This is a genomic window from Dehalococcoidia bacterium (assembly GCA_030648205.1).
Classification (GTDB): domain Bacteria; phylum Chloroflexota; class Dehalococcoidia; order JAUSIH01; family JAUSIH01; genus JAUSIH01.
Genome location: JAUSIH010000082.1, coordinates 1 through 3,910, shown reverse-complemented (window position 1 = coordinate 3,910; position 3,910 = coordinate 1). Strand labels below are relative to the sequence as shown.

Annotated in this window: 2 protein-coding genes; one reads left to right on the top strand and one right to left on the bottom strand. The window is 61.1% G+C overall.

Annotated elements, in window-relative coordinates; genetic code table 11:
- On the bottom strand, positions 1-194 hold a 194-nt coding region (locus Q7T26_09620; GenBank protein MDO8532397.1), incomplete at its 3' end, for a DUF2804 family protein.
- Between the two features lie 210 nt (positions 195-404).
- Between Q7T26_09620 and Q7T26_09615 the strand changes: the two genes are divergently transcribed.
- Complete coding sequence (locus Q7T26_09615; protein MDO8532396.1) at positions 405-3,515, top strand: type ISP restriction/modification enzyme; 3,111 nt, start codon at positions 405-407, stop codon at positions 3,513-3,515.
- Positions 3,516-3,910: the final 395 nt, after the last annotated feature.

Genomic DNA, 3,910 nt, shown 5'->3' with positions numbered 1-3,910 from the left:
TAGCTGTCGCTGGTGATGCACCAGTAGTTCCAGCGCTTCTTGCGTAGCGGGTGACCGCTCAGGTTGCAGGTATGCAGCGGGCGGCGCGACCAGCCGACAGCCGCCGGGAGCAGCCGGCCTCTGGCGTCGCAGAGGTTGACGGCCTCCGCGATCTCCCTCTCCTCGAACCCACGGGCTTCGGCGCGAACGGTCATCGCGGCCTCCTCCCTCGTCGTCTGGCGCCCAGTCTACCCCTCGCGCGCCGGAGGGGGAAGCGAGCGGGGGGGCGAGTTTGTTTGGCAGTTTCGGTGTTTGGGGCAGGAGGCGCAATGCCAGAGTAGTGATGCCGGAATAAGCCGGTCTAATCTGTCAACGGATAGGGAACGGATTAACGGACCGGGTTAGCGGCGAGTATGATGATGCCAATGGAAGACATCAAGACACTGCGCGAATACGCCCGACAGGTTGAGCAAGCGCTTAGCAAAGGCGATGCGACCGAGCACACGCACCGCCCCGCGCTGCAGGCGTTGCTGGAAGCTGCTGAAGAGGGCGTAACGGCGACGAACGAGCCGAAGCGCATTGCGTGCGGAGCGCCGGACTTCCGTGTCTGCCGGGGAGAAACGACGGTGGGATATGTGGAAGCTAAGGATGTATGGAAGAGCCTCGACGCGATCGAGAAGGACTCGGAGCGTACCAAGCCCAGGACCCAGGACGGTGAGCAGCTTAGGCGGTATAGGGAAAGCCTCGGAAATCTGGTGTTTACGAACTACCTGGAGTTCCGCTGGTTTGTGGACGGGACGGAGCGAGGGCTGGCGCGGACAGGCACCGTGACGCCGGCTGGCAAGGTGGCCTTTAGCGAGGCGGGGGCTGAAGGGGTGCTCGAGTTGCTGCGGGGCTTCTATGCGCTGAAGGTGCCCTCGGTAGGGACGCCGAAGGAACTGGCGGAACGGATGGCGCGCTTGGGGCGAATGACCCGGGACCTAATTGTGCGGGCATTTGAAAGGGAACCGGAGGGCGGGACGCTGCACAGCCAGTTGACAGCGTTCCGGGAGACGCTGATCCCGGACCTAGGCCCGGAGCAGTTCGCGGACATGTATGCCCAGACGATCGCCTACGGCCTGTTCGCGGCGCGGGCGATGGGGAACGGCGGCGGCACATTCACGCGCCAGGCGGCGGCGTGGATGCTGCCGAAAACGAACCCGTTCTTGAGATCGCTGTTCAACCATATCGCGGGGCCGGACCTGGACGACCGGATAGCGTGGCTGGTAGACGATCTGGCCCAACTGCTGGCTGAGGCGGACATGGCCGCTGTGCTGGAGGGTTTCGGCAAGCGGACGAAGAAGGAAGACCCCGTCGTCCACTTCTACGAGACGTTCTTGAAGGAATACGACCCGAAGATGCGGGAGATGCGCGGGGTGTACTACACCCCGGTACCGGTGGTGTCCTACATCGTGCGGTCGGTGGACTATCTGCTGCGGGAAAGGTTCAATCGGCCGCTGGGGTTGGCGGACCGCAACACGCTGGTACTGGACCCGGCCGTCGGGACGGGGACGTTTCTGTACACAGCCATCAAGCTGATAAACGAGACTCTGGCCGCTCAGGGGCAGTCGGGGACGTGGAACGACTACGTGGCGCGATACCTGCTCCCGCGGGTGTTTGGGTTCGAGTTGTTAATGGCGCCCTACGCGATAGCGCACCTGAAGCTAGGGCTGGTGCTGGAGGAACTGGGCTACCAGTTCGAGAGCGAGCAGCGGCTGGGAGTCTACCTGACGAACACGCTGGAAGAGGCGATCAAGAGGACGGAGGTATTGTTTGCCCAGTTCATAGCGGATGAGGCGAACGCGGCGGCCAGGATCAAGAAAGATGAGCCGATCATGGTGGTGATGGGAAATCCGCCGTACTCTAACTTCGGCATGGTGAACAAGGGCAAGTGGATTCTTGACCTCCTGGAAGACTATAAGAAGGACCTACACGAAAAGAAGCTCAACCTAGACGATGACTTCATCAAGTTTGTTCGCTTCGGCCAATGGCGGATCGACCGAACTGGCACGGGCGTTCTGGCATTGATCACGAACAACACCTACACGGATGGGATCACGCACCGGCGTATGCGCGAATGCCTGATGGCAGCTTTTACAGATATCTACATCGTGAATCTGCACGGCAACGGCAGGAAGGGAGAGCGCACGCCGGATGGAGGGCCTGACGAGAACGTGTTCGATATCCAGCAGGGCGTCGCGATAGGGATCTTCCTCAAGGAACCGGCCAAGGCGGGACCGGCTAGGGTGAACTACGTAGATGTATGGGGGCTGCGGGAAGGCAAGTACGAATGGCTTCTGGAGAGGGACATAGCGACAACCGAATGGCAAATGGTGGACCCAAAGCCGCCCATGTTCTTCTTCGTGCCGAAGGATTGGAGCCTGGAGGAAGAGTACAAGACAGGGTGGTGGCTGGCGGACATCTTGCCTATCAACCAAAACGGCATAAAGACCGACCGCGATGACCTGTTCTTCGACTTTGACCGTGAAACGTTGGATGCGCGCATGAGGATGTTCTACTCTGCCCAAGGAATGGAGCCAGCTTTTCGGGAGAAGTATGGGGTCAGGGGTTCATCAAGCTACGATTTGCTTTCACGAAGAGAGAAGACGACGTTCGATGCCGCGAATATTCGGCGCTGCCTCTATAGGCCATTTGACGTCCGCTGGCTGTACTACTGCCGTGGCCTTACAAGCCGCCCGGCTTGGGATGTCATGCGTCATTTGCTCGCAGGCGAAAACGTGGCAATGATTAGTACTCGGCAGACCGTGGACGAATGGGGCCTGCTTGCGACAAGGGATATCTGCGGGCACAAGTCGGTTGCAGCGTATGACATCAACTCAGGCTTCCCTCTCTACCTTTACCCGTCGGAGCAAGAGGTGGCTAGCGGCCTTTATCAGGCGGACGACCGTCGCGCCAATCTGAACCCGGAGTTCATCGCCGACCTGGAGCGGAGCCTTGGCCTGTCCTTTGTTCTAGATGGGCGGGGTGACCTGGAGACCTCCATCGGGCCGGAGGACGTGTTCCACTACGCCTACGCCATCCTTCACTCGCCGACGTACCGCAGCCGCTACGCAGAATTCCTGAAGACAGATTTCCCGCGGGTGCCGTTTACATCGGACAAGCGATTGTTTGCGGCGCTGGCGCAGAAGGGGGCGGAGCTGGTGGCGCTGCACCTGATGGAGTCGCCGGCGCTGGGGCAGGTGGTGGCAAAGTTTCCGGTCAGTGGCACGAATGAGGTGGAGAAGGTGCGGTACGCGGAGCCGGATAGGCGGGTGTGGGTCAACAAGACGCAGTACTTCGAGGGGGTGGAGCCGGAGGTGTGGGGATTTCATATCGGCGGCTATCAAGTGTGCGAGAAGTGGCTGAAGGACCGGAGGGGGCGCAAGCTTTCGTACGACGACGTGGCGCACTACCAGAAGGTCGTGGTGGCATTGAAGGAAACGATTCGGTTGATGGCGGAGATTGACGCCATCATCCCCGGCTGGCCTATCGAGTAGCCGAGGAAGAGTCGCGCCAGGACGCTAGGCGACCGTGGCCCGGGGGCGGCGCTGCTGGCGCGCCCTTTGTTACCGGGCGGACATCCTTCCGGGGACTCGGCGTCGTGCCGCTGGCCGCCGTCTACTTCGCGGCCGCCGATGGAAGGTTCGAAAACGCTTATGACGTACGGAGCATTACCGCCGTGCTGCGTCTGACGCCCACGGCCGCTATAATGTGCGGTGCAGCAGAACCTCTGCATTCGAAGGGGCGGGCATGAAGTATCGCAAGCTTGGCAATACGGATCTCCATCTCTCCGCCGTCGGTTTCGGCCTCTGGACGGTCAGTACGAGCTGGTGGGGCGCCGAGGACGACCAGCGCGGCGTAGACCTCCTGCGCAGGGCGTATGACCTCGGCG

Coding starts and splice junctions, on each gene's coding strand:
- Q7T26_09615 (MDO8532396.1), top strand. CDS start 405: ATGGAAGACATCAAGACACTGCGCGAATACGCCCGACAGGTTGAGCAA.